This is a genomic window from Leptospiraceae bacterium, from assembly GCA_025059995.1.
Classification (GTDB): domain Bacteria; phylum Spirochaetota; class Leptospiria; order Leptospirales; family Leptonemataceae; genus SKYB61.
The window spans coordinates 59,559-84,176 of the sequence record JANXCF010000007.1 but is presented as its reverse complement, the minus strand read 5'-3'; the positions used below and the strand labels follow the sequence as shown (position 1 = coordinate 84,176).

The 24,618-nt window shown below is 33.6% G+C and carries 25 protein-coding genes and 1 tRNA gene; 8 read left to right on the top strand and 18 right to left on the bottom strand.

Annotated features, from left to right (window positions below; all coding sequences use genetic code 11):
• Positions 1-3: 3 nt before the first annotated feature.
• Both NZ853_09925 and NZ853_09920 read left to right on the top strand, forming a co-directional pair.
• Positions 4-555 carry a cyclic nucleotide-binding domain-containing protein gene (locus tag NZ853_09925; protein MCS7206006.1) on the top strand — a complete coding sequence of 184 codons (552 nt, stop codon included), beginning with the start codon at positions 4-6 and terminating at the stop codon, positions 553-555.
• Positions 552-1,592, top strand: a complete 1,041-nt coding sequence (locus tag NZ853_09920) for an AI-2E family transporter (GenBank protein ID MCS7206005.1) — start codon at positions 552-554, stop codon at positions 1,590-1,592. Before NZ853_09925 ends, NZ853_09920 begins: the two co-directional genes overlap by 4 nt.
• Positions 1,593-1,602: 10 nt before the next feature.
• On the opposite strand, the gene NZ853_09915 is transcribed toward NZ853_09920, so the two are convergent.
• Genes NZ853_09915 through NZ853_09900 form a run of 4 tightly spaced genes read right to left on the bottom strand, consistent with a single transcriptional unit; the run spans position 1,603 to position 4,846 of the window.
• The gene (locus NZ853_09915; protein MCS7206004.1) at positions 1,603-2,247 is read right to left on the bottom strand and encodes a DnaJ domain-containing protein; all 645 of its coding nucleotides are present in this window, start codon (positions 2,245-2,247) and stop codon (positions 1,603-1,605) included.
• Positions 2,247-3,074, bottom strand: a complete 828-nt coding sequence (locus NZ853_09910; GenBank protein ID MCS7206003.1) for a hypothetical protein — start codon at positions 3,072-3,074, stop codon at positions 2,247-2,249. The genes NZ853_09915 and NZ853_09910 overlap by 1 nt, the downstream gene beginning before the upstream one ends.
• The gene (locus NZ853_09905) at positions 3,043-4,404 is read right to left on the bottom strand and encodes an N-acetylmuramoyl-L-alanine amidase (protein MCS7206002.1); all 1,362 of its coding nucleotides are present in this window, start codon (positions 4,402-4,404) and stop codon (positions 3,043-3,045) included. The genes NZ853_09910 and NZ853_09905 overlap by 32 nt, the downstream gene beginning before the upstream one ends.
• A gap of 7 nt (positions 4,405-4,411) precedes the next feature.
• Complete coding sequence (locus NZ853_09900; GenBank protein ID MCS7206001.1) at positions 4,412-4,846, bottom strand: acyl-CoA thioesterase; 435 nt, start codon at positions 4,844-4,846, stop codon at positions 4,412-4,414.
• 143 nt (positions 4,847-4,989) lie between these two features.
• On the opposite strand from NZ853_09900, the gene NZ853_09895 reads away from it, so the two are divergent.
• From NZ853_09895 to NZ853_09885, 3 genes are read left to right on the top strand one after another with little or no spacing between them, the layout of a single operon-like run.
• Positions 4,990-6,339, top strand: coding sequence for a hypothetical protein (locus NZ853_09895; GenBank protein ID MCS7206000.1), 1,350 nt, complete (start codon positions 4,990-4,992; stop codon positions 6,337-6,339).
• A 42-nt stretch (positions 6,340-6,381) separates the two neighbouring features.
• Complete coding sequence (locus NZ853_09890) at positions 6,382-7,899, top strand: MBOAT family protein (protein MCS7205999.1); 1,518 nt, start codon at positions 6,382-6,384, stop codon at positions 7,897-7,899.
• 2 nt (positions 7,900-7,901) lie between these two features.
• Entirely contained in the window at positions 7,902-8,990 is a 1,089-nt protein-coding gene (locus NZ853_09885) for a hypothetical protein (protein MCS7205998.1), read from the top strand.
• Between the two features lie 28 nt (positions 8,991-9,018).
• Here the strand turns inward: NZ853_09885 and NZ853_09880 are convergent, their stop codons facing one another.
• From NZ853_09880 to purM, 3 genes are all read right to left on the bottom strand, one after another.
• On the bottom strand, positions 9,019-9,549 hold the full coding sequence (locus tag NZ853_09880; protein ID MCS7205997.1) for a peroxiredoxin: 531 nt from the start codon (positions 9,547-9,549) through the stop codon (positions 9,019-9,021).
• Between the two features lie 144 nt (positions 9,550-9,693).
• Positions 9,694-10,758, bottom strand: a complete 1,065-nt coding sequence (locus NZ853_09875; protein MCS7205996.1) for a radical SAM protein — start codon at positions 10,756-10,758, stop codon at positions 9,694-9,696.
• Position 10,759: 1 nt separating this feature from the next.
• Complete coding sequence (purM, locus tag NZ853_09870) at positions 10,760-11,902, bottom strand: phosphoribosylformylglycinamidine cyclo-ligase (protein MCS7205995.1); 1,143 nt, start codon at positions 11,900-11,902, stop codon at positions 10,760-10,762.
• 270 nt (positions 11,903-12,172) lie between these two features.
• Here purM and NZ853_09865 point away from each other — a divergent pair, with 270 nt between their 5' ends.
• Positions 12,173-13,936, top strand: coding sequence for a phospho-sugar mutase (locus NZ853_09865; GenBank protein MCS7205994.1), 1,764 nt, complete (start codon positions 12,173-12,175; stop codon positions 13,934-13,936).
• Here the strand turns inward: NZ853_09865 and NZ853_09860 are convergent.
• From NZ853_09860 to NZ853_09810, 11 genes are all read right to left on the bottom strand, one after another.
• Positions 13,928-16,525: a heavy metal translocating P-type ATPase gene (locus NZ853_09860; protein MCS7205993.1), complete on the bottom strand. Its 2,598-nt coding sequence runs from the start codon at positions 16,523-16,525 to the stop codon at positions 13,928-13,930. The genes NZ853_09865 and NZ853_09860 overlap by 9 nt on opposite strands.
• Positions 16,522-16,713, bottom strand: a complete 192-nt coding sequence (locus tag NZ853_09855; GenBank protein ID MCS7205992.1) for a hypothetical protein — start codon at positions 16,711-16,713, stop codon at positions 16,522-16,524. Before NZ853_09855 ends, NZ853_09860 begins: the two co-directional genes overlap by 4 nt.
• A 6-nt stretch (positions 16,714-16,719) precedes the next feature.
• Complete coding sequence (gene ccoS / locus NZ853_09850) at positions 16,720-16,890, bottom strand: cbb3-type cytochrome oxidase assembly protein CcoS (protein ID MCS7205991.1); 171 nt, start codon at positions 16,888-16,890, stop codon at positions 16,720-16,722.
• 1 nt (position 16,891) lies between these two features.
• Positions 16,892-17,425, bottom strand: coding sequence for a FixH family protein (locus NZ853_09845; GenBank protein MCS7205990.1), 534 nt, complete (start codon positions 17,423-17,425; stop codon positions 16,892-16,894).
• A gap of 37 nt (positions 17,426-17,462) precedes the next feature.
• Positions 17,463-18,794, bottom strand: a complete 1,332-nt coding sequence (ccoG, locus tag NZ853_09840) for a cytochrome c oxidase accessory protein CcoG (GenBank protein MCS7205989.1) — start codon at positions 18,792-18,794, stop codon at positions 17,463-17,465.
• A gap of 101 nt (positions 18,795-18,895) precedes the next feature.
• Positions 18,896-19,444, bottom strand: a complete 549-nt coding sequence (locus NZ853_09835) for a c-type cytochrome (protein ID MCS7205988.1) — start codon at positions 19,442-19,444, stop codon at positions 18,896-18,898.
• A 39-nt stretch (positions 19,445-19,483) separates the two neighbouring features.
• On the bottom strand, positions 19,484-19,633 hold the full coding sequence (locus NZ853_09830) for a cbb3-type cytochrome c oxidase subunit 3 (protein ID MCS7205987.1): 150 nt from the start codon (positions 19,631-19,633) through the stop codon (positions 19,484-19,486).
• Between the two features lie 4 nt (positions 19,634-19,637).
• Positions 19,638-20,309, bottom strand: coding sequence for a cbb3-type cytochrome c oxidase subunit II (locus NZ853_09825; protein MCS7205986.1), 672 nt, complete (start codon positions 20,307-20,309; stop codon positions 19,638-19,640).
• 63 nt (positions 20,310-20,372) lie between these two features.
• Positions 20,373-21,803 (bottom strand): cytochrome-c oxidase, cbb3-type subunit I, encoded by a 1,431-nt coding sequence (ccoN, locus tag NZ853_09820; GenBank protein MCS7205985.1) that lies wholly within the window; start codon positions 21,801-21,803, stop codon positions 20,373-20,375.
• Between the two features lie 56 nt (positions 21,804-21,859).
• Positions 21,860-21,933, bottom strand: a tRNA-Ile gene (locus NZ853_09815).
• A gap of 258 nt (positions 21,934-22,191) precedes the next feature.
• On the bottom strand, positions 22,192-23,268 hold the full coding sequence (locus NZ853_09810) for an acyltransferase (protein ID MCS7205984.1): 1,077 nt from the start codon (positions 23,266-23,268) through the stop codon (positions 22,192-22,194).
• A gap of 135 nt (positions 23,269-23,403) precedes the next feature.
• Here NZ853_09810 and NZ853_09805 point away from each other — a divergent pair, with 135 nt between their 5' ends.
• Both NZ853_09805 and NZ853_09800 read left to right on the top strand, forming a co-directional pair.
• The gene (locus NZ853_09805) at positions 23,404-24,264 is read left to right on the top strand and encodes an LEA type 2 family protein (protein MCS7205983.1); all 861 of its coding nucleotides are present in this window, start codon (positions 23,404-23,406) and stop codon (positions 24,262-24,264) included.
• Positions 24,261-24,617, top strand: coding sequence for a hypothetical protein (locus tag NZ853_09800; GenBank protein MCS7205982.1), 357 nt, complete (start codon positions 24,261-24,263; stop codon positions 24,615-24,617). The genes NZ853_09805 and NZ853_09800 overlap by 4 nt, the downstream gene beginning before the upstream one ends.
• Position 24,618 lies beyond the last annotated feature (1 nt).

Here is a 24,618-nt window from a genome sequence, read left to right as displayed (position 1 = left end):
TTTATGAATCAAAAAAACGAAATCGCCTCTTTGCTGAACACCTTATGGGTGAGTATCCAACAACCAAAGCAAAATCAAATCCAAGAAGAATTGGAAATGATGGCTAAACTTACCCTTTTTCAAAACATCCCAAAACGAAGCCTCAAGCTCATTCGGTCTCGCTGCCATATTCGATACTACAAAAAAAATGAACTCATTTTTCGAGAAGGTGAACCCGGCTTAGGCTTATATATCATCCTCGATGGAAAAGTCGAAATCTACAAAGAAAAAAATAGCCAAAAAACCACTCTTTCAATCCTTACGAAAGGTGATTTTTTTGGTGAAATCAGTCTCCTTTTGATTGATAAGCCTCGTTCTGCTTCGGCTATCGCATTAGAACCGACAACTCTTTTGGGATTTTTCAACCCTGACCTCAAAGTCTTGATGAAACGCAATCCCCACATTAGCAACATTTTTCTTTATAACATTGCAACCATCTTAGGAGATAGATTAATCAAAACTAACGAAGTCTTAGAACGATGTGTTGAAAGCAAAGTATTAAACTCAAGTTCATGAAAAACATTAATCTTTCCATTCACGTTGTTCGTTTTCTTTTCTTCGCTCTGATTTTGATTTTACTGATTTTTATCGGGTTTGGTATCAAAGAATTGATCATTCCCATTAGTATTGCTTTTTTAGTTTCTTTATTTTTGAATCCTTATGTGTATCTTTTAGAAAGTTTAGGTATCCCCCGCCTCATGAGTGTGGTGATTACGTTAGCCGTCTTTTTATTGATACTTTATCTTGTTATTTATTTTTTTGTCCCTTTTATAGTAGAACAAATCAACAAAATCTATGAGATAATCAAATACATTTCTTCAAAACTCCCAGAAATCATCGCTAAACTAAAAGAAGAATACAAAGATACTCTGCCTTTTGATATTTCAAAACTCGATATTGACACAAATTGGATTTTGAGCTTTGTGTTAGAACCAGTAGCTTCTACTCACTTTGTTGAGATCCTTCCCAATCTATTGACTTTCGCAATCATCACCCCAATTCTTCTGTTTATTTTCATGCTCGAAGGGGATGAAATCTATCGCTACTTGATGTCTTTGGTTCCGAATCGATTTTTCGAAATGACCTTGATGATTACTTATAAAATCCGATATGGCATTATTTCTTATCTACGAGGACTTCTCATCCAAATGCTGATTCTTTTATTGATTCTACTTCCGGGATTGGTTTTGATCAAATTGCCCTATGGAATTATTTTAGCAATCTTTGCTTCTTTAATTAATGTAGTTCCTTATTTTGGTCCAGCACTGGGTTTTATTCCCATCCTTTCGGTTTCTCTACTTACCGATCCTTCCCTTACTCCTGCTGCGATTTTGATTTTTGGTTTTGCCCAACTCGTTGATAATGTCTTTACCCAACCTGTGATTTTAGCCCGCTCTGTCAATGTTCATCCCATTATTGCAATTTTAGCTTTTATCACTTTTCAGAAATGGTTCGGGTTTGTTGGAATGTTGATAGCTATCCCCTTAGCAGGGATCATCCTCATGACTATTGAAACCATGTATCGTTCTTTAAAAGCATTCGATATTATTTAATTTGTCGAACTCAAACAAATCGAATCAAAACCTTGACTTCTTTAATGCGAGCTCTTAACGTAGGATGTTTGAACTCCTTCAAAGATACATTAAGAATTTGTAAATCCTGTAAACTACACTTTTGGATTTTTATATATACATTGCCATTTGTTTTTCGATAACCTCTTCCATCACAGTAAGAACAATAAAGATCACTACCATGACAATATTCACAAATCCTATCGAAAATCATGGGAATTGGAAGCAAAAGGTTTTTATAAAAATCATTTCGATTGAGTAAAACGATATAATCATACGTTATCTTTGCTAAAAATTTTCTTTCTTTTCCTTTAATGGTTTTAAGGTTGATGTTTTCTTCTATGAATTTTTTTAAAGTTGCTGTATAGATTAGACGCCTTGCATCAATCACATAGTAAGTTTCTTTTGAGGTGCTTTCTTTTGAATTATGCTTCTGTAATAAAAGGTCGTATTCTTTTTTCTTTATTGGATCCGATAGGAACTTGTAAGACGTATAAAGTTGATAGAATTTTTCTGGATCGCCTTTTTTATCTGGATGGTAGATTTTTGCCCATTTCCAAAAAGCTTTCTTTATTTCTTCTATTGACGAACCACGTGGTATCCCTAATATCCCATAATGGTCAATAATACGTTCCATCAGTATCGAGTATCCGGAATACTTCGATAAAATTCATAAACATTTTTCCGCAAACGATTTCTTATGATGGAACGAAATTTTACATCCAAGTAGCGTAGTCGATAGATAATGTATTGATAAGTAATGATTTTTAAGCTCATGTCATTGATGATTTTAGGGTTTGCTTTTCCTATGGTAAAGTCATAAATTTTATAGATTTTGGGCTGGAAGTTCCCAATAAGGGAACTTTCTCCTTCAAAAACAGAAGGAAAAACAAAATAAAATTCTTCTCCCATACCTGCTTGATAAGAAAGCCTTGCAAGAACCTCAAGAGATGGATCTTTTAATTTTTGATGGTTATCAAACTCAAAATTGTGAATGGGAAGAACAAACACCGTATTTCGTATATTTAATTTCGGAAATAACGTACTTTTGTTTCTTAGGATGATTTCATAAGGGCTTTGATTTTTCCACACTATTCTTATGTATTCTACAAAGACTTCCATTTCTTTTCTTTCAAAGAAATGCTCTTTATAACTACGAAGCTCCATATCTAAAATATCATATTCATTGATGTATCCAAGCTTCTTCAATGAGTTATAGAACTGAGATAAACTCTCTTTGTGGGCACTAATTTCTTCGATATATGACTTCATTGTTCTTTCGATTTCTGTTTTAGAAGGAACATAAAGTAGTTCACCACTCGATCTCAAGAGTTCTCGATAAAGATCTAACTCATCCTTATCAGCTAATTCTTGGGAAGTAATACCAACATTAAAAAAAAGAAACAGAATACTGAGAATGACTTTTTTTATGTTAAGGGAAAACTTTCTCAAAATAATTACCATCTTTGTGCTCTATGTATTTTTTAAAATCGACACTTTTACCTCTCGGTTTAAACTTTTCTTTGTAGTTCTTTTTTAGACTCAAGCCGACAAATAAAGAATAAACCCCAACGGCAAGGGAACGAGCTATCTCAGTCGAATAATTCAAAACCAACTCCCGATCTCGTTTCACATCCAAATGACCAATTTCCAAATACGCACAAATCGCATTTACAAGAGTGGGAAGGGCATAAGCACTCACATAGGGTTCAACAATATCAGAAATTTTGTTTTTTTTGACCAACTCAGGATACCTCATCCTCAAGCCATATTGGATAAAACGCAACAATTCATCTGAAGCATAGTGATTGTCTCCACCAAAAGGAATTCCATATTCCGGCAATGGTTTTTCCCTCTTCCAGTATTCAAGTTCGCTTTTTTCTCTTTCCCAATATTTTCCTTCGGGTATAAATTTTCGATAGTCCAAGCTATAAGGCCCAGGAAGTTTTTTATTCTTCTGTTCAATGGCTTTCTGTATCCAGTCATCTGAGTCTTTATAAATCCACGTTACCATATTATAACGAAAGCCCCGATTTTTTTCTTCCCATGGCGAATTGGTTTTTTTGTTCCATCGATAACCATGAAAGTAAACCCAGGTATCAGAAAAAGCCATCTCTAACTTTGACCAACCTTTTTCGTTCACCAACCAAAAAGGTGCCCAAGGAAGCTGTTCGAACTTTTTCTTATCAATCTTTCCTAAAAACATGTTTCTAAGATAATCAAAGGTTTGAAAACTCGGAGCAAGAACCGAAAACATCCCACCTTTATGACCTTTCCCGCCTGGGTTCATGTGGATACTTACTACCAAATGAGGTCGAAGGGAATTGATATAAGAAATCCTTCCCAACTGCATTTGATTGTTTTTTGGATAATCATAAAGACGAAAAGGTTCATTCACTGATGGATGATTTTTCGGAAGTTTTGTGTCCTCCCAGTTCTTATCTCGAGTTAAATAGCTTTTGATCACGATTCTCGGGAAAGTTTCTTGTTCTGCATATTGTTTGAGAATCCAATGGAATTTTCTCCATCCCTCATCGGTTTCTGTCATGTGTAAATATTGATGGAGCTTTTTTGCTACTACCAAAACAATTCTATGTTCATGATAGTTTTTATAAGACATTCCTGCATTGTAGTAATCCAGAAATTCCTTTGTGATGGGATCCCAACGATCATCTTTTACATCTTTCGTAACACCACCATGACCGGGATCCACTACTACTCGATAAATGGGAATTTCTTCTGAAGATAAACCAAGAATCAGACCAAAAAAAAGAAGTAAGAAATTTCTCCTCATAAGGGTTTCATGGATGAGTGATATAAGGCTCAAATTTAGTCCAATATTCTTTCGGTAGAGATACGATTTTTCCTGTTCGAAAATCAATCCAAAAAAAATTTCCTTTGGCAGAAAATACTAATTTTTGATCTTCATCCCATATAGAACAACCAAACTGAATGAAACGAGATTGAAGTTTTAACACACCAATCGTAACTTTAAGCCATGATGGATAACGAACTTGTTTTTTGAATTCCATTGTCATGTTTGCAACCACAATGCCTATATTTTGTATTGCTTCTTTTCCGAAACCCAACGCATGAAAGAATTCTACCCGAGCATTTTCAAAGTATTTCAAATACATGGTATGATTCACATGTTGAAAAGCATCCATGTCTCCCCAAGCCACATATTGTTTGAATACAAAAGGGAGTTCTTTTTTAGGTAATGAATCATGATTCATATATCCAAATTTTATAAGAATCAAAATTCGTTAAGTGAATTTTAAAGCCTTCACAAAAAGAAAAAACAGACATAAAATCACATTTTATTTTTTTAATGACATTTAGAAAAATACTGAATTTTTGATTGTTTCTTAAAATAAATATGCTTTATACAAAACCCTTCATTGCAAACCAAAAAAACTATTATGTATCCAAAAGATTATTGGATTGGTTATCAAAACAACCTTTCCATTTTTTAAAAAACTATATTTCTGGTCAATCCCTCAAATATCTACGAAGTCAACAACCTGTACTTGTATTTTCTATTCCAGAAAATCAATATAATCAAACTTTATCACTATTTCAGAATCTTAGCCTTAAACAAAATCTTCGGTTGCATCAATATAAAAATGCCTTTAAAGTAATTCTTTGGATTTTTGAAGAAGAACCCAAAGTTGAATATCACTTTCTCATACAAAAACCTTTTATTTATCCTCACGTTTTGATTTCGATTGATCGACTAAGATACAATCCCTATAAAGAAGCATGGCTTGGTAATCCTCAGGACGAAAGAGATTTACTTTTTGGGAAAATCCGACTCATCAAACCCCATGAATTAAACATGATGCACATATTAACTCTTGTAGTTTATACATCCATGTTGGACTTTATCATCGAAAAAGAAACCTTCGAGCTCCTCAAATCTCAAATTTCTGAAGAAGAGTTCCGAAAACTCAATACTGAGTTTTTAAGAAATCAATTCCTGAAAATTTTGACTTCTGCTAGACCCAGTGTGGCTTTTTTGAGCATGGACGAATTAGGAATATTGGATTGGTTTCTTCCCGAACTTGCCCAAATCAAAGGTTTTAAAAAATATCAAAACTATAAAAATGATTTATTTTTTCACTGCATATATAGTTGTGATTACATTTCAAATCCTGATCCAGTTTTTCGCCTTGCAGGACTTTTGATGAACATAGGAAAATCCGAAAGCACAAAAATCCAAAAAGAAAAAAAGAATGTTTACTTAAACGAAGATTCTATTTCTGCTGCGATTGCAAGTCAAATCCTAAAACGCTTTCAATTCCCAGTAGATATTTCTAACAAAGTCCACTTTTTGATTAAAAATCACCAATACTACACGAACATAAATCTCTCAGAAAAATCTTTAAGGAAATTTATAAAAAAAATTGATGAAGAAAAAATGAATATGATCCTTCAATTTTTCCAATCCAATAAAAAAGCTTACGCAAATCATATTCCCTATTCTCTTCCAATTCGAAAGTTGTTAGCCGTATATGAAAAAGAAAAAGAATTGAAAATCAAAGATTTAGAATTCAAGGGTGAGGATATAAAACTCATGGGCATTAGTCCTGGTCCAATTTATGGAATAACTCTAAAATACCTTTTAGAAAAAGTAAAAAAAGGTGAGTTGGAAAACAAAAAAGAAGTTTTAAGAAAAGAAGCCATTTCGTATCTCGAAAAAGAAGGTTTCCTCATAAAACAAGAATAGTAAAAAATTGACGTATCATTTGCAAAAAAAATTCCAACTACAATGTTATTTAATTCCATTTTGTTTTTTATCTTTTTATCAATTGTCTTTGTTCTTTACTGGTCATCTCCTGAACGATACAGAAAATTGATTCTTATCATCTCATCTTTGATTTTTTATGCAAACTGGGGTATTACGGAAGAAGGTTGGATAGGTATACGATGGAGCTTTCATTTTGTTTCTATTATTCTATTCAGTCATGGCATTCATCTTTTGATATTCCGATATCCCAACAAAAAAAAGCTATTTTTGATCGTAGAAATAATTGCTTTAGTTTTGAATTTATCGTTTTTTAAATACTTTCACTTTTTTTTGAATATCCTTGCGGATTTAGGGATTTCCCAAAAAATTTTCGAAGAAAGAGAGGTTTTCCTACCACTCGCCATTAGTTTTTATACCTTCCAAATCCTTGCCTACACAATTGATATTTATCGTGGGGTGATCACAGAAAAAAAGAGTTTTATGGATTATTTCTTGTTTATTTTGTTTTTTCCTCAGTTGATTGCTGGTCCCATCATGCGATTTAAGGACTTTTTTAACCAAAGACCTTCTTTGAATCGAGATTATATTTATTCTGGGTTGTGGCTCCTTATCAGTGGCCTCATTAAAAAAGTTCTCATAGCAGATCCTATGGGGAATATTATCAATCCTGTTTTTCGTTCACCTGAGGTTTATTCTTTTGATCAAATCCTTTTGGCAGGTGCGGGTTTTTCTATCCAGGTTTATTGTGATTTTTCTGGTTATACGGATTTAGCGAGAGGATCAGCATATCTTTTGGGTTATCAAATCCCTGAGAATTTTTCAGCTCCTTTTTTCTCCAGTTCTGCAAGAGAAGTTTGGCAAAGATGGCATATTACGTTAGCTACTTGGCTCAGGGATTATATCTACATTCCTTTAGGAGGAAATCGAGTTTCCGAATTACGAACCTACATAAATCAAGTTTTGACTTTTTCGTTAGGGGGACTATGGCATGGTGCTGATTACACGTATATCTCTTGGGGAACGATGTGGGGAGTTTTACTTTCAGTGGAAAGATTTTTCGAAAAGGTCCTTAAGCTAAAAACTGTTCCAACGAAAAATCTTTTTCTTATCATTCTGAAGATTTTGTTTATTTTTTATTTATTTTCGCTGGGGGCTTTGATGTTTCGTTCTCAAAGCGTTTCCTATCCCGAAAAGCAGTTTCATTCAGTTGAAATCATGCTTCAGCTCCTAAAAGGAAGTTATGGGAATTTCCACGACAAGGTTGAAAAAGAATTTCTCGAAAACCAAGGCGACGGAGAATTTGTGAAATCTGTGATGGGGAAGGAATTTTTCACCACAAAACAAATTGATTATTTGGATACTTTTACTTTTTATGTCCTTATGACTCTTTTTTTCCATTGGATCCAATACAAGCCTGAGCATTTTGCAAGATGGAAATATAATTTCTTTTTATTGTTCGTTGTGGGAAGTTTGACTTTTGGAATTCTGCTTCCAACTTTATCTACTACATCCCAACAATTTATTTATTTTGTGTTTTAGCCATGAGCACGAAAAAATCCATCATCATTTCTTCTGTAATTATCATTGGATTTGCCTTATTGTTTTTGGCATATCGTTTTTTCCCGAACCTTCAAAAGTTGTATCTACAACATGAACTTGAGTCGAAATACACAACACTGAAAGAAACAAACTACATCCTCTATTTTCCTTCAACACCTAAGAAACTTATCTTCCTCGTTCCTACTGTGCGAATGGATAAATTCTGGAACTCTTCTCATATCCAAACCAACTTAGGATTAAGAATTGCTAAAATCCTATTAGAACGTCAAATAGCCGTTTTACTTTACGATCGAATAGATGGCAATGCACCACCATTAACTTTTTTTTCACCACAAAAACTACGGGAGGACTTTCAGACTTTAATTAATAAAATAAACCAAGAACCAATCTTTCAAAATCAAATTTCTGAGTTTTCAATTTTAGCCCATGGTGATGGCTGCAACGTAGCTCTATTAGCGCTTGATCAAATCCAAGATTTAAAAAAACTAAAAGACCTTTATCTTTTTCAATGTGGTTATCCTAATAGTTTGTTGGATTTTTATCTTGAGGTGATTTTTCTTACCATGAAAATCACAAAAGTCGAAGAAGACATCATCCAAAAAGCTAAAGAACAAGCAAACCAGTGGCGACAAAAAACCGAATACGAAACCATTACAGAAGAAGAATGGGAGAAAAAGCAAAAAGAAATGATCGAAAAGAAGATCCACCCAGACATAATTGCTTTTCTAAAAACTTTGTATCGATTCCAGTTTCCCGAAAATCAAGAATTCCTTAAAGAATCAAAAACAATCTATTTCGAAAAATTACTTAATTCAATTTTGATGAAGAATGTTGCCGTTACACATGTTCTTTCAGAGATGGACGAAGAATACCCCAAAGAATTCATCGAACACTTTCGAAACCAAAAACCTTCTTCCGAAAAATATCAACTTCATATTTTAAAGAACACTGACCACTTTCTCTTTTATAACGATGAAGCATTGACTTCTCCTATTGAAATCCTATTCCATCGCAACTATCCATTGCATGAAATCTCAGATGAAGTTTTGGAACTTATAAACAAAATGTAGAAACAAAAGGGGTTTTCATTTCCCCTTATTAAATACGATATCTTTGATAATTTGAGTCAATTAATTCTATGATTTGTTGGGTATGTCGATCTACATCAACATCAGTAATAACATGTTCAATGATTCCATCACTTCGAATAACAAACGTTACTCTTTGAGCGATACCAAACATACTCAAAACACCATAGGCTCTGGATATGGATTTATCAAAATCAGAGACCAGAGGAAAATTCAATTTGTGTTTTTGTTTGAAATTACGATGGGATACGAGATCATCTGTGCTAATACCGAAAACCAAAATATTTCTTTTTTGGAATTCGATTAGGTTATCTCTGATGTTGATTGCCTGAGCTGTGCAACCATACGTATCATCCTTCGGATAAAAGTATAAAACGATTTTTTTCCCTTGATTCAAAAAAGAATAGAGATTCACTTTTTTCCCATCATCCAAGTACATCACGAAATCTGGTGCCTTATCACCAGGCTTTAGGACCTTAGAATTTGCAACCAAAGGAAAAGCCAACAGTAAACTCAATATACCAAAAAAAGTCTTTTTCATTTTTTCCTCCTTTCTTTTACAAAGATAAAAATTTAGTCTTTGCCAAGAAGAGTTTCTCTACGATCACAAAATTTCTTTGATTTCATTTTCTGTAGTATGAAAAATTTAATATATTTTATAAAAAATATTTATAATTTTTTTTAATTATGACTTCAAACTCAACATTCCACAAGCAGCATCAATAGTTCGTCCTGGAGAGCCACGATAAAAAGCTAAAATACCGTGTTTTCTGAGTTCGTTTTGAAAATGGAGGACTTCTTCTTCTGTGGGTCTTCGCCATTGATGAAATTCTGTATTAAGAGGAATCAAGTTGAATTTGCAGTGCTTGATGAACTTTGAAATACGAACCAACTCTCGGATGTGGTCAGAAGACATGTTGACTTCTGGGATCAAAACATATTCAAAAGTGATATTCTTTCTATAAAGTTTCACATAGGTTTTGAGGACCTTCAATAAATCTTTTAATGGGTATTTTTTATTGATATCCATTAGTTCACTTCTGTTTTCTGAAATTGGGTGGTTTAACGAGACTGCTAAATTGAATGGCTGTTTTTCTTTGATGAAACGTTCTATCGCAGGAACAACCCCTGCAGTAGAAATCGTGATATGCCTTGCCCCAAGATTTAACCCCAAAGAGTGATGCAATAAGTGAGCAGATTTAATCACTTTATCATAATTATAAAAAGGTTCCCCCATGCCCATATACACTATGTTCGTCAATCTTTCTCGAATAAAAGGAAACTCAGGATTTCTCATTCGAATCATGATGTAGACTTGTTGGAGGATTTGCCATGTTTCTAAATTCCCTTTGAAGGGAAGCTGACCTGTAGCACAAAACACACAATTCAAACTACAACCGCTTTGAGAAGAAACACAAGCAGTCCGTCGTTTTTCGGAAACAATCCATACAGACTCAAAATTTCGTTGTAAACTCACTTTGGGATTAGGAGACTCAAAAAGGAATTTTTCTGTTCCACAATCACTACTTAATGCTTCAACTATCTTTCGGTTTTTGATTTGTAAAGTGGAGAATAATTGACGTTCTTCGAAGATCTTTAAAACTCTTTTTGGGATTTCTGTGAATTCGCTTAAAGAAAGTGCTAAGTGTCGATGAATACGAATAAAGATTTGCTTTGCTCGGTAAGAAGGTTCTCCCAACTCACGAAAAAAGGTTTCCAATTCCTCGATTGTGAGTTCTCCTAAATGCATATTATTCTTTAAGAATCACTTTTTTTGAATATTGGCGATTTTTTTTGATCCTACCTAAAACTCTTGGAGTCTCAGAAAGATAAGGTAGGGTCCAGTCATTTTCCCATTGAGGGAATTCTGGGAAAAATTCTTTCTGAATGGATTGGTATTGTTTTTTGTATTCTTTGATTTTAGTAGGTAGTTCTTTTTGTAATGTGGGAACGTCTTTTTCTCTGATGATAGCTATCATTCCAAACCCACAGTTGAATACTTTGATCATTTCTTGAAAATCTAAGTTCCCTTTTTGGGCAATCTCTCGAAAGGGTGTTTCCAGCTCCCAAGGTTGTAATTCCACATAATGATCGTCTGGAAGTATGCGAGGGATGTTTTCGATAAAACCTCCTCCTGTAATATGCACCAAGCCTTTGATTAGTTTTGATTCTATCAAATCTCGTAAAATCTTCTCGTATAAAACCGTAGGTTGTAAAAAGATTTTTTCTTTTATGAAATCTCTATTTGCGATTTTGTCAGCAAAGGGATTGGCAGGATCGAAAAACAATTTTCTCACCAAAGAAAGTCCATTGGAATGAACTCCCGATGAGGGTATGCCCATCACGATATCTCCTTCTTGTATGGAGTGAGGAAGTAGGTTTTCTTTTTCGGCTACTCCAATTATGAATCCTGCTAAATCAAAATCATCTGGGTTTTTCATTACATTTGGATGTTCGGCTGTTTCTCCCCCAATCAAGGCACAATGAATCAGCTTGCATGCCGAAGCAATGGAACGAAGAACAAGAGAAATTTTTTCCTCATCTAATCTTCCAACAGCCACATAATCCAACAAAGCCAAAGGAATCCCGCCAGAAACCAAAAGATCATTCGCACACATCCCCACTAAATCAAAGCCGACAGTATCATAACGATTCAAAAAAGTAGCATAAAGTAGTTTGGTTCCCACCCCATCTGTGGATGTTAAGAGTACTGGGTTCTTCATGGATTTAACAAAACTCAAATCCAACCAACTTGCAAAACCACCAATATCAGACAACACGTGGGAATGAAAGGTCTTCTTTATGAAAGGAACAGTTTTCTGTATCAATCTTTGCGCTGCTTGAGTATCCACACCCGCTTGTTTGTAAATCTCTGAATATTCACTTGTATGCATTTAGATTCCATTTTTTATTTTTTGCCAAGATAAGAAAATGTTTTTAGGGATGAATCGAGCGAAAAAATCATGATTTCGAAAAAAATCCAAGTAAGAGTTCTTTCGCTTTGAGGTAATACTTCTAACTGAGAAATGTTTGAGCTTGTTGATGTGAGTAAATATTTATTCTTTCGGGTTTTGTGAGTTTTGAATTAATTTTCGTTCTAAGCTTTAAACTTAATTTGATAAATTTAATCTTGACTTGTAAAAGAATTTTAGAACGATATCTTCATGCAGGATGTTGAAATCAAAAAACGGATTTTGGATTGGTGCGGACCTAATTTTCCTTTGGAAATCAGAGAAGAAGCAGCCAAAATCTTTCATCGTTATCTTCAGGGAGATCGTTCGGATGATGTCTTTGCCTTCATGACTGAACTTAAGTTTGGAACAGGTGGGCTTCGAGGTGTGATTGGCTTGGGACCTGGAAGAATGAATGAATATACTGTTGGAAAAACTACATTAGGTTTTGCGAATTATCTTTTGAAAGAATTTAAACAACCTTCAGTTGTGATTGCTTATGATTCTCGTCGAAAGAGTTTTGATTTTGCTAAGATCACAGCTGGAATTTTCGCTAATAAAAACATCAAAGTTTATCTTTTTGATCAAGTAGCTCCAACACCCATTTTATCCTATGCCATTCGTAAGCTAAAAGCAAGTGGAGGAGTAGTTATCACAGCAAGTCATAATCCCCCTGAATATAATGGCTACAAAGTATATCAGGATGATGGTTCCCAAATCGTAGGAGAAACCCAAACAAAAATAGAAAAAGAAATCGATGCCATTCCTGACTGGAACATCCCTTTTCTTGACTCAGAGGACCCAAAATTCAAAGAAATGGTAAAATACATTGGTGATGATATAAAAAAAATGTATTATGGCGAATTTGATTCGATTTTTTTTGTCAAAAAAGCAGAAAAACCCATCAAGGTAGTTTTTTCGCCACTACATGGGACATCAGGCAAGTGGCTTCCAGAGCTCTTAGAAAAATACGGAGTTGAGGTGATACCCGTCAATGAGCAAATGGAGCCCAACGGAGAGTTTCCCACAGTCAAATACCCGAACCCCGAAGAACCCGAAGCTCTAACTTTATGCAAAGAAGTAGCTCAAAAAGTAAAAGCAGACCTTTTTGTAGCAACAGACCCTGATGCAGATCGCATGGGAACAGGTATTCGAGACTCCCATGGAAATTACGTTCTCCTTACTGGAAATCAAATAGGAAGCATTCTTTTGGCATACTTAGCAGAAAAAATAAAAAGACATAATGACAAACGTTACTTTGTCTATAAGACAATCGTTACGACAAACTTACAAAAAGAAATTGCGAAAAAGAACAATTTACACATAATCGATTTACTCACTGGATTTAAATACATTGCAGAGCAAATGCGTTGGATCGAAGAAGGAAAATACATCTACAATCCCAAAACAGATGTATATTTATTTGGAAGTGAAGAGTCCTATGGATATTTACCCATTGATTTTGTTCGAGACAAAGACTCTTTGTCATCGACTTTGCTATTAACGATGGCTGCAATCGAGAAGGGAAATCTTTTGTCTTATTTGGACGAAATCTATTTAAAGTATGGTCTTTATTTAGAAGACCTCAAATCTGTAGCGATGAAAGGATTGGATGGCTTACAAAAGATGAATCAAATCATTGAAAAATTACGTTCAACCCCCCTTATAGGAAAAACCTTAGATGATCGTAAAATCATCAAAGTCTATGATTATAAATACCAATGGATCAATCAAAAACCTGATCCTGAATACTTTAAAATCCTTCCTAAATCTGATGTAATCCAATTCGAACTTGAACCAGAAGGGCTTTTGACAATTCGGCCTTCAGGAACTGAACCTAAAGTAAAAATCTACATTAGTCTTCGCTCAAAGGAACATCCGCAAAGCATAGAAGAACTCAAAATACGAAAAGAAGAATTAGAAAAAGAAATAAATACCATCATGGGGTATTTTTTAGCTATTTCTGGGCTATCTTAAGTAAGTTAAGTTTTTAGGTTGGAACTTCAGAATTGTAAGAGAATTAGCAACGACTGTGATGGAACTCAAAGACATAAAAACAGAACCCACAAAAGGGTTGATAAAACCTATCATTGCTAAAGGAAGTAGTAAAGTATTATAAAGGAACGAAAGAAATAGATTTTGTTTCATCTTTCTTAAAGTATAACGTGAAAGATCAATCATGTTTTTAATCACAAGTAAATTTGGATTGAGAAGCAAAATTTCGGAAGAATATAGAGCTAATTTGCTGGCATCAACAAAAGATATCCCCAAATCAGCTTGTTTTAATGCGATAGTATCATTAATTCCATCACCTATCATCAAGACCTTTGCATTCTTTTGTAATTCTTTGATGATTTTTGCTTTCTCTTCTGGTTTTAAGGAATGATGGACCTCATGAATCCCAATTTGTTGAGATACCCAACGGGCGTTTTTTTCGTTGTCTCCTGTTAGTAAGACTGTTTTGAAGTTTTTGTTTATTTCAAAGATCAATTCCTTCGCGTTTTCTTTTATTGTATCTCGTAATAGAAAAATTGCTAAAACATTTTTTTCGTTTTTGAGTTTTCTTTCAAAACCTAAAAATACCTCCACTACTCCTTCTTGAAAATCCCATTCATCTTCTATCAAAAATTCATTCTCAAAAAACCATTTTCTTGATCCCAAATAAAGGCAAAACTTGGAATTCGATAATTTTATCCCAGATCCTGAGACATACTGAATTTCATACTTTTCTTTATCCAAACTCTGAATGTCTAAGTCTTGATTCTCATAAGGATTTTTTAATAATTGTAATTTAAGAGATGACCAGTTTTTTTCTAAATGTATAAAAGAAGTGGTGATGGGATGTTGGAGAAGAATCATTTTTTGATACTGATTGATAACCTTGATGATTTCATATAAATCTTTTTCAGGAATAAAACTTAAAATGGACTCAAACGAAAAATTTCCATATGTGAGTGTTCCTGTTTTGTCAAAGGCAACGATCTTCGCTGTTCCTAACAATTCGAGAGAAGTTGAATTTTTCACTAAACAACCCCAAGAAAAAAGTTTTTGAACTCCCGCCAACACAGCGGTAGGAATAGAAAGACTCAGAGCACAAGGACAAGCAACGATCAATGTTGATAAAGTGATCAAAATCGCATTCGGTAGGTCATTTCTATAGAAATACCAAAAAGTAAAAACAATTCCAGACAAGATCAAAACAAAACCAATAAAAATGGCCGAAGCTCTCTCGGCTAAGCTCTCTGCCCGAGACTTATCTTTGATACTATCTTCTGCCATTTGGAGGATTTTGGAAATTGTGCTTTCTTTTTTGGTATTGATCACTTGAAGAAAAAGAATTGATGGTGAGATATTTTTTGAGCCTGAAATAATGAACTGATCTTGAACTTTCAATATGGGTTTGAATTCCCCCGTCAGAGAAGCTTCTTCTACTTCTGCACTCTCGTTTAAAAGTCTAGAGTCCAAAGGAACGATTTCATTCGGATAGACAAGAATAACGTCGTTTTTTTCTACCAAATCAATATTTGTGAATTCAAAATCATTTTCTTTGATGTCAATTTGTTCTGAATTTAAGAAAAATGTATTACCAACGATTTGAATATAATGATAATTTTTCAACTTTCTTACAATTGAAGGAAGCAACGAAACTAAATTAGAAGTATGATGATAGGTCCTTAGTTTGAGTCGACTTTCTATAAACCTACCTGTCAAAATTGCAAATACAACAAAACAAATAGCATCAAAAAATACTTCTTTATCAACTTGATGGGTGAAAGTTATGTAAATACTATAAACATAAGCGAGAGTTATACCTGCACTTGTCAAAATATCCATTCCTAAGATTCTGTGCTTCAAAGAATAAAAGGCTGAGCGAAAAAATTCGGTAGCACTATAAAAAAAAACAGGTGTAGCAAAGAAAAAACTTATATAATGTAAAAATTGCTTCATGAAGGGATCAATATAATCAAAATATCCCGCATAAAGAGCTGCACTAATAAGCATGTTATTTCCAGTAAAGAAACCTGCAACTGCCATCTTCTTGAGGAGCTTATCACTTTTCCATTTCTGGGGTTGTTCTAATTTTTCATCGATGGGAATTACTTCATAACCGATTTTATATATATTTTTTACAATATCTTTTAGAGAAATTCTTGTAGGATCCCACTTTAAGTAAATTCGATTGGCTGAGTAAGAAACATTTACCTCTAATACTCCATCCAAGGAAGAAACCACTTTTTCATTAATCCAAACACAAGAAGCACAGTGTAAACCTTTGATATAAAAATTACTTTCTTTAAATTTAGTTATTTGGTATGATGTATCTTGAAGACTTTTTTCGGGGAGCTGTTTTTCTATAAATTCAAAAATACTAAATTCGACATTTTCTTTAGGTTTTTCAGCATAATCTTCTCTCTTCAGATAATAGGAACCATAGCCTATACTGTTAATGAATAAGTAAGCTTGTTTACATCCATTACAACAAAAATATAAGGTTTCTTGTTCGTTCTTGATTATATGTTCATGATTAGTTACTACATCACCACAATGATAACATCGAATACTCATGATGGTCTAACAAGTTGAATATATCGATAGACAACAAACGAAACTATTGAAACAAATATAATATACAAAATAAGCTTATATAAAAACTTCAGCAGTTTTTTCTTTTTTGCTTCTTTTTTGAGTTTACCACCTTCTATTAAATATAGTTTTGCTCTTTTATCGTTTTGGTATTGGATTGAAATTTCCATAAACTCTTACAACTTCTTTATGGTTTTATCATAATCATCATCATCATCCAAGATCATTTTATGAGCAATATATTCAGTATCATCATATTGTTTAGTTTTCACAGACCAAAAAAACAATCCCAAAAAGATTAAAGCCAGTATTGCTGCTAATGGTATGGTAATATATAATGCTTCCATGTTATTCCACCTGAAATTTTTTATTCATATAAATTGCAGCATCTTTTTCTGGTCTAATTTCTAAACTAAATTCCCAAAAACCTGCTTTTGGTATTGTTATTACCTTTTCTGTTCTTATCGTATCATTTGCCAATATAAAGTCTTTCTCTAAAATTTCCACATTAAATGTTTGTTTTATGGTAGCAGGTAAAGAAATTTTTAATATTATTACTTTTCTCTCTTTATCAGAAAAAAAGTCATTGATAACTTTTTTATCTTGGTTTTTGATTTCGATTATCAGAGGAAATTCTCTCTTTATAACGTTCTTATCCCAAATGTTAACATTTGCTTCCCATTTTTTTTCTTTTGCCTTTTGAAATTCTTTGTTTCTATCAACGTAATTTAATCCTTTCTCGTAATACCTTGCATCAATAATAGGTTCGTAATTCTTTTGAGCTATGTAGATTGTTATTCCAATAGCACTAAAAAAAATAATGAAAATAAAAAAAACCAAATAGAATATTCTTTTTACAGAGGGGTGTAAAGGTTGCTTCATCATCATTTTCCTATTGACTATTAATTTCCCCATTTTTTTAGTTTATAGGAAATGTAAAATATGTTTTTACTTTTTTCACGTGTTTTGGATGATTCTTATCTTTGATTACAAAAGTTAATGGAACTGACGAAACATTGGGCTTTTTCTGATTCTCAGAATATTCTATGATATATCTAATTTTTTCGTATCCCTCTGGTTTGATTTGCAATTCTTTAGCACCACTCAACACTATAAAGTTATAATCACTCACAACATCAATTTCTACATCTAGTGGATCAAAAGACAAATTTCCTATATGGATTTCATAACCATTTCTCCAACCAATCCCAGGAATGTAGATATTTGATATTTCTTTATCCCTTAATGCTGATGTGTAAATTGGAACCCTTGTTGCTAATAGATATATGAATGCTGTCAATAAGACTATCAATATAGTTCCATAAACCACTGTTCTTGTTCGTAAGTATTTTACTTTACTGTTAGGATTTTCTACTTGATCAATCGTCTTATAGGAAATCAATGTTTCCTTATTGAATCTTCCCATCACATTCGTACATGCATCAACACATAAACCACAATGGAGACATCCAACTTGTAATCCTTCTCTAATATCTATACCGGTTGGACAAACGAGAATACAAAGTTTACAATCAATACAATCACCCTTATGTTGTCCGACCTTCTGTCCGGGTTGTTTTCTTGGTTCCCCTCTTTTGATATCGTATGTTACTATAGGTGAATGTTTGTCAAGTAGAGCCACTTGGAATCTTCCATAGGGACAGACTAATCTACACAAGTTTTCTCTAAAATACACCATGTTAAACATAGCTGTCCCGGTCCCAAGAACCATATAAATTACCCAATTTTGTGGGAAATATGTGGTAGGTACAAAAAAATCTAAATTTATGACTTGATGGATGGTTTCTTCAAATGGCTTAAAGTAACTTAAAAAAACAAAATTAAAAATTATTGACATGATAAACCAGACAATATACACAATAAACCAATCTGTTTTCTTCATCGATGGTTTACCAAATCTATCACCTATGATCCTCCTTGCGACACTATCATAAACTTCTGTAAATAAAGTCTGAGGGCATGCATATCCACACCAAAGCCTTCCTGCTAATGCAGTCCAAAAGAATAAACTAAAACCTAAAAACAAAAGTATAATGTGCAAAAAATACATTTCTTGAGGCCATATAATAAAACCAAAAACATAAAATTTTCTAGCTGGTATATCCAATAAAATTAATGGTATTCCGTCAATTCTTATAAACGGAAGGATAAAAAAAATAGCAAAAAGGACTATCTTTATCTTGTCTTTAATTTTTCTGTGTCTTCCATTAATGGGTCTCGCTATTACCATTTCTTAACTCCTTATTTATTTTCCGATTTCGTTCTCTATTATCCATATAAAAACAAAAAAAAATCGAGGCTATATAATTGCCTCGATATTGTAAAATTTTTTTATTTAGGTTGTAATGATGGGTTTTGAGCTGCTAAAAAAGCCATCACTTGTAGGATTTTTGCAGAACCTAAGCTATTTTTATGGGCAGGCATAGGACCTTTTGGTGGGTTTTGTTTGATTTGATTTTCTGAAATTCCTTCCATAATCAAATTATACACAATTTTGTCTGTCATTACGCCATTCTCAGCATGAAGCCATTGATTATCTTTTAGATTAGGTCCCACAATGCCAGATAGATCAGGTTTGTGACATGCTGCACAGTATTGTTGATAAATTTTCTCACCTTCTGCTATTGCTTTTGAGTCACCTCTTAATGGGTTAGAACCATCATCATTGAGTTGAGCTACAACTTCAGGATGGAGCTTTTTGTACAATGCTACTTCCTCTTCATATTGTTGTTCTTGAGACCATCCTGCAATTCCGTGCATGTATATAATATAGACAATCGAAAATGCCACGGTTCCATACAAAATCATCATCCACCAAACAGGTAACCAACCTGTTTTATCAGTGACTTCATAATCATCGTCTCGATATTCGTTGAACATAAAAACCTCCTTTTAATTTAAAGTATTATAGCGATAATGTTAATCATCATCAATAGCAGTATATTTGACATCCTCAAAGTCTTTTTTCTTTGAAGGACGAAAAATATACCAGACAATCACCAAGAATAAGACCCCCAAAATTGGGAGCCTTAAACCTTTGTAAATTCCGACCCAATCGATGTTTTCCATATGATTATTTTTGTATTGTATCTCTTCCTAACTTCAAGAGATATGCAACTAAAGCATCTCCTTTCGTTTTTCCCTGTAGCATCTCAGGAGCTTTTTGAATTTCCTCATCTGTGTATGGTACACCAAGGGCTTTTAGAGCTTTCATACTTGCCACTGTTTCTTCTATGTTAACAGGCGTTTCAAATAAATGTGGATATTGTGGCATCACTGAACCAGGAGATGTTTCTTGAGGATTAATCAGATGTGCTTTGTGCCATTCGGGGTTATTGTTTAAACTATATTCATGCCACAGATCTGGACCAGTTCTTTTCGAACCCCACAAGAAAGGTCGTTCGTATACGTATTCGTAAGCTTTAGAATAGGGTTCAGGTCCGTATTCTCGGTTTCGATCCCACCGATCGGTTTCCCACTTAAAGGGTCGAATCATCTGAGTGTGGCAGTAAAAACAACCTTCTTCTTGATAGACATTTCTACCTGCTAATTCTAATGCATTGTAAGGCGTGATATTGACAGGTCCTTTTACTTCTCCCATTAAGAAGAATGGAGGAATTTCAACCAAGCCACCTATTAGGGCAAAAACGAAAATCCAAACCAACAATACCATTTTATCTTCTACTTTATGACTTAACTTTTCATACCATTGCAAGTTTTTTTCTTCATGCTCATGATGTGCCATATATAACCTCCTTTTTTATAATCAAAATTCCCACCCCAACCACCCACAATTGTTTGGAAAAAATTAAGCTACTTTTACTCCTTCTCGTAGATCTACGTATTCGAAACCAGCACCAGCATTTTTAATGGTCATTGCAACATTGTAAACCATAATTAACACACCACTCAAGAACAATGTTCCACCAATAGCACGAATGAGTCTATATGGTGCCAATTGTTGGACAATTTCAACCCAGTTGGGATACATGAGGGCTCCTGTTTCATCTACAGCTCGCCACATTAAACCTTCTGTTACACCAGATACCCACATGGAAACTATATATAGTAATATACCTATGGTTGCTACCCAGAAATGTAATTCTGCTAATTTTTCACTATATAGCTTTGTATTCCACAATCGAGGAACCAAGTAGTAAATCGCTGCAAAACACATTCCGGCAACCCATCCTAAGCCACCACTGTGAACGTGTCCTATTACCCAGTCTGTGTTATGGGCAATTACGTTCACACTTCGAATAGACATCATTGGACCTTCGAATGTTGACATTCCATAGAACGTAATTGCGACCAACATGAATTTTAAGGTTGCATCTGTCCTGAGTTTTTCCTTAGCTTGTGTTAAGGTCATGAAACCATTCAACATACCACCCCATGAAGGAGCAATTAACATTAAGCTAAACAACATTCCTAAAGTTTGCAACCAGTTAGGTACTGCAGAATACAACAAATGGTGAGGTCCAGCCCACATATAAACGAAGATCAAACCCCAGAAGTGAACAATTGAAACTCTGTGGCTAAAAATGGGTAACCTGGTGTGTTTTGGCAAATAGAAATACATCATTCCCAAGATTGGATAGGTCAAAACGAATGCTACTGCATTGTGTCCATACCACCATTGGATGTTTGCATCTGTAATTCCAGCATAAATGGAATATGACTTCCAAAAAGAAACTGGCATTACTAAACCGTTCACTATATAAAGCATTGCCACCCCAATAAGCATGGAAGAGAAGAACCAGATGGCTACATACAATCTCTTTTCTTGTCTTTTCCAGATAGTTCCAAATATATTGATGGCAAAGATCACCCACCAAACAACTATTAAAAGGTCAATAGGCCATTCTAATTCATGATACTCTTTACTTTGCGTGATACCACCCAGAAGAGTTACCACTGCTAGCACAATCGTAAGTTGATACAACCAGAAGTGAATTCTTGATAATGTTTTAGAGAAAATCTCTGTTTTCAACAATCTTGGGAAAGCATAATACATACTTGCTGTGATGATACTGAGAGTGAAACCAAAAATGATCCCGTTCGTATGGACTGGTCTTAATCTTCCAAAGGTCAAATATGGGGGAAAATTCAAGTTGGGATAAACCATTTGAAAAGCAATAATGACCCCAACCAGCATCGCAGCTATACCCCAAACAATCCCTGATATCACCCACCAACGCACTATTTGATTATCATAGTCTAATGGTTTTGTTGACATAGCTTATACTCCTATGATGCATATTTTTTAAAAAAATTGAATTTTCAAGCATAAAATGGGCCCTCCAGGACTCGAACCTGGGACCAAGAGATTATGAGTCTCCTGCTCTGACCGACTGAGCTAAGGGCCCTTAGGAAAAGGTTGAGAGGTTGATAAATAACGAAAAAAAACACAAGCTTCCTTAAGCAATCACTTTTCAGAGGCAATCTAGCTTGTTCATTATTTATCTTTTTTACCACCTTGTCCTCCAGTCTTTAAACTGAAATCGAATCTCAATTCATAGATTGCTTTCTCTTAAATAAGAAATATTTTGTCTATTTTCATAGTCAATAATATTAAATCTTGGTTTGAAAAAAATTTATAATTTAATACTTTAAAGAATTAAATTTTATAGACCCATGATGGATTTAAAAAAGTCTATAGTTTTTGATGTAAAATATGAAGTCATGTTCTTTTCTAAATGATCAAAAAGTTTCATGACGATATACATAAACGAAAAACTAAACACAATCAACAAAATCGTTTTTATTAATACAAATTCATAAATATAAACATCTAAAATCCTAAGTATCCACGTATGAAAAATATACACGCCAAAAGACAGAGAAGCCAGTAAATCAATAGGAGCTTTGTATTTATGAAGCCATGAATCAATTTGTGCTGAATAAAACAGAAGAAACACACTCACGGAATAGATAAGGACTGAATAGCGATGGAAATGATCGAAGTGAAAAAATTCTATTTTGGATTCTGATTTTTGGATATATTCACCAATGATCCAGGAAAACGAGATGATGGCAAAAATAATCAAAATGATCTTTTTTTTAAAATCTATAGTTTTAATGATTTTATCTTGATTTTGCCTCAAGTAGATACCCAAATAAAAATAAAACAACCAAGAACCAAAAAAAGTCGATGGAAAAATAGGATAAGAAAATCCAAGCATTCGATATATATCATACGAGGGAGAATACGTAGATAATTGAAACACGAGCAGAAGAATAAGCAACCAGTGGCTGTGAACCTTTCTTAGTAAGGGAAACAATATATACATCTGAATAATGATAATAAAAAAATAAAAATGATAGTCTATCCCCGTAATGGTGAGGTAATATATAAGTTTACTTAGAAAGTCGTGAAAGCCATTTTTACTTTGCCATAAAAGAATCACTAATGTCCAAAAAAGAAATGGTAAAACAATTCTTATAGTTCTTCGTTTATAAAACTCCTTTATAGAGAAAGAAATAGAACTATCACCATACCTTGCATACAAACCATATCCTGACAGAATAACAAACACAGGAACACAAAATCTCGCAATCTGATTGATCAACACATAGAAAAAATCCCAACTAAAAATTTGTAAATGTTCAGAATAGTGTTTTTGAGCTGTATGAGTCGCATGGATGATTAATACTGCAATAATAGATATAATTCTCAAAAGATTCGTTTTCGTTATATTCATTATGAATACTCTTTTGAGTTATACTTAAATAACAATCAATTTTTTGTATTGTATATACCTTGAGCTTTTTTGTTTGTTCTTGACACAATTTTTTTTAAAAAAACAATCTCAAAACTCCAAATTTAAGGAGGGAAAATGAAAGTATATCGACTTTGGATTCTATTTTTATTTTTGTTTTTTTCTTCATGCCTTCTGATACAAAAACTCTTTATGCCCAAAGAGCCTGAATTTAAAATACGAGATGTTTCTCTTTATGATGCGAGTCTACAAAAATTCGTGATCAAAGTAGATACTGACTTTATTAATCACTACCGATTTGGATTACCTGAAACCAAACTCAACTTTGATGTGAAAATCAATCAACAATTCCTAAGCAAAATAGAATCAGGAAAATTCAAAGTGGCAGCTAAATCCTCAGTAAACCTGCCTTTATTTGTAGAAATCCGATATCAAGATTTATACAAAACCATCCAAACCTTTCTCAACCAACCGAAATTGACTTTGAGTCTTGATGGTGGAACCATGCTTCATTTAAACGTTCCAGGTCTACCAAAGCAAATCTATGTTCCATTTACAATAGAGAAAACCATTCCTTCTTTTGTCCCCAAAGTAGAATTAGAAGACATCGAACTACAAATCGAAAGGGTAAGGATGGATGGTTTCCCAATTGGAATTCCAAAAATGAAACTCATAGCAAAACTAAACATTCAAAATCAAGGAGGTAGTAAGTTTTTTCTCCAAGCTAATAACATTGCTTTCACCTTAGCAGATCAAGAAATCATAAAATTCCAACCTATTCAAACCACTTTTGATACAAAGCAAATGATTGATCTTACGATGGAATTACCCGATCCGGAAACAATAACAAAATTCCTAAAGAATCCCAAGAGTTCCTATTTATTGAAGGGAAACTTGGAATTCCAATTTGCAGATGTGGATATCAGTAAATTCAACATCCCCATTGAGTTTCGTGGGAAAGTAACACAAAATTTATGAAACTACTGAAGTGGTTTTACTTTTATTTTTTTCTTTTCATTGCCTTGATTCTCGTTTTCTTTTCGTTTTTTCCCATCTTGATGAAGTTTACTATTCCTACTGCTTTGATTTTGATTTTGATGGAATTAATACGATTGAAGTTAATCAAAAATGCGTTTAAATGGATATTTAGACGTGAAGAAAAACATTGGAACGTGGGAGCTTCGAAAATCCTATTGTTTTCATTCTTATCTATCATGATTAATCTTATTTTGTATTTGACTTTAAAGTTGATTTCAGAGTTTTTTTATATACAACCTCTTAAAAGAGAATTAGAGCGTTTTATTGCCATGTATAGCATGTATAGTATGTAAT

Excerpts from the sequence above, each read along its gene's own strand:
- NZ853_09825 (MCS7205986.1), bottom strand. The coding sequence starts at position 20,309 with ATGGCACATCATGAGCATGAAGAAAAAAACTTGCAATGGTATGAAAAG.
- NZ853_09830 (MCS7205987.1), bottom strand. The coding sequence starts at position 19,633 with ATGGAAAACATCGATTGGGTCGGAATTTACAAAGGTTTAAGGCTCCCA.
- ccoG (MCS7205989.1), bottom strand. The coding sequence starts at position 18,794 with ATGGTAATAGCGAGACCCATTAATGGAAGACACAGAAAAATTAAAGAC.
- NZ853_09905 (MCS7206002.1), bottom strand. The coding sequence starts at position 4,404 with ATGAGGAGAAATTTCTTACTTCTTTTTTTTGGTCTGATTCTTGGTTTA.
- NZ853_09810 (MCS7205984.1), bottom strand. The coding sequence starts at position 23,268 with ATGAATATAACGAAAACGAATCTTTTGAGAATTATATCTATTATTGCA.
- NZ853_09900 (MCS7206001.1), bottom strand. The coding sequence starts at position 4,846 with ATGAATCATGATTCATTACCTAAAAAAGAACTCCCTTTTGTATTCAAA.
- NZ853_09800 (MCS7205982.1), top strand. The coding sequence starts at position 24,261 with ATGAAACTACTGAAGTGGTTTTACTTTTATTTTTTTCTTTTCATTGCC.
- NZ853_09835 (MCS7205988.1), bottom strand. The coding sequence starts at position 19,444 with ATGTTCAACGAATATCGAGACGATGATTATGAAGTCACTGATAAAACA.
- purM (MCS7205995.1), bottom strand. The coding sequence starts at position 11,902 with ATGCATACAAGTGAATATTCAGAGATTTACAAACAAGCGGGTGTGGAT.
- NZ853_09845 (MCS7205990.1), bottom strand. The coding sequence starts at position 17,425 with ATGAAGCAACCTTTACACCCCTCTGTAAAAAGAATATTCTATTTGGTT.
- NZ853_09805 (MCS7205983.1), top strand. The coding sequence starts at position 23,404 with ATGAAAGTATATCGACTTTGGATTCTATTTTTATTTTTGTTTTTTTCT.
- NZ853_09865 (MCS7205994.1), top strand. The coding sequence starts at position 12,173 with ATGCAGGATGTTGAAATCAAAAAACGGATTTTGGATTGGTGCGGACCT.
- NZ853_09855 (MCS7205992.1), bottom strand. The coding sequence starts at position 16,713 with ATGGAAATTTCAATCCAATACCAAAACGATAAAAGAGCAAAACTATAT.
- NZ853_09920 (MCS7206005.1), top strand. The coding sequence starts at position 552 with ATGAAAAACATTAATCTTTCCATTCACGTTGTTCGTTTTCTTTTCTTC.
- NZ853_09910 (MCS7206003.1), bottom strand. The coding sequence starts at position 3,074 with ATGGTAATTATTTTGAGAAAGTTTTCCCTTAACATAAAAAAAGTCATT.
- NZ853_09885 (MCS7205998.1), top strand. The coding sequence starts at position 7,902 with ATGAGCACGAAAAAATCCATCATCATTTCTTCTGTAATTATCATTGGA.
- ccoN (MCS7205985.1), bottom strand. The coding sequence starts at position 21,803 with ATGTCAACAAAACCATTAGACTATGATAATCAAATAGTGCGTTGGTGG.
- ccoS (MCS7205991.1), bottom strand. The coding sequence starts at position 16,890 with ATGGAAGCATTATATATTACCATACCATTAGCAGCAATACTGGCTTTA.
- NZ853_09895 (MCS7206000.1), top strand. The coding sequence starts at position 4,990 with ATGCTTTATACAAAACCCTTCATTGCAAACCAAAAAAACTATTATGTA.
- NZ853_09925 (MCS7206006.1), top strand. The coding sequence starts at position 4 with ATGAATCAAAAAAACGAAATCGCCTCTTTGCTGAACACCTTATGGGTG.
- NZ853_09860 (MCS7205993.1), bottom strand. The coding sequence starts at position 16,525 with ATGAGTATTCGATGTTATCATTGTGGTGATGTAGTAACTAATCATGAA.
- NZ853_09890 (MCS7205999.1), top strand. The coding sequence starts at position 6,382 with ATGTTATTTAATTCCATTTTGTTTTTTATCTTTTTATCAATTGTCTTT.
- NZ853_09875 (MCS7205996.1), bottom strand. The coding sequence starts at position 10,758 with ATGCATTTAGGAGAACTCACAATCGAGGAATTGGAAACCTTTTTTCGT.
- NZ853_09880 (MCS7205997.1), bottom strand. The coding sequence starts at position 9,549 with ATGAAAAAGACTTTTTTTGGTATATTGAGTTTACTGTTGGCTTTTCCT.
- NZ853_09915 (MCS7206004.1), bottom strand. The coding sequence starts at position 2,247 with ATGGAACGTATTATTGACCATTATGGGATATTAGGGATACCACGTGGT.